The 557-nt window shown below is 65.5% G+C and carries 1 protein-coding gene; it reads left to right on the top strand.

The genetic code is table 11. From position 1 onward, the window contains the following. Positions 1-245 precede the first annotated feature (245 nt). On the top strand, positions 246-557 hold a 312-nt coding region (locus GCU69_RS06810), incomplete at its 3' end, for a putative T7SS-secreted protein (protein ID WP_170315790.1).

Genomic DNA, 557 nt, shown 5'->3' with positions numbered 1-557 from the left:
TGCCGCACGGCTGCCACTCACCTTGTGGGGATCGGACGAAGAGAGGGCAACCTAACCAATTGGGCGGGTATTCGCCAGGTAGCCGCCGTCGGCGGCGGCCGGACGCTCGCCGGCCGCACCGCGGGGCACGGCTGCTGACCGCGCCGCCGTACGAACTGGCAGTGGGCCGGGGTAGATTCGATCGTCGCGGGGACGCTCGCGGGGTGTTGATGTATTGACTTGTCTACGGGTCTACGGGGGAAGTTGTGGCGTATCGCCCATCGGATTGGCATGTCCTTGACCTGGACGGGGATCCGGTTCCGGGTGATCCGGAGCAGGTCAAGCAGTTGGCGCGGAAGCTGCATGCCTTTGCCGATGACGTGGGTGACGCGCTGCGGGACATCAAGGGCATGGCGGGTGAGGACGCGATGCTGCGGTGGGCGGGGAAGTCGGCCGAGGCGTTCACGTCCGAGTTCGAGGACGTTCCGAAGAACCTCAAGAAGCTGAAGAAGTCTTACGACCTGGCCGGCGACGCGCTGGCGAAGTATTGGCCGGAGTTGGAGAAGGCACAGGCGGAC

It is taken from the genome of Streptomyces lycii (assembly GCF_009735685.1).
Taxonomy (GTDB): domain Bacteria; phylum Actinomycetota; class Actinomycetes; order Streptomycetales; family Streptomycetaceae; genus Streptomyces; species Streptomyces lycii.
Note: the sequence above shows the minus strand (reverse complement) of the source record. Positions and strands in the feature narration are given on the sequence as shown.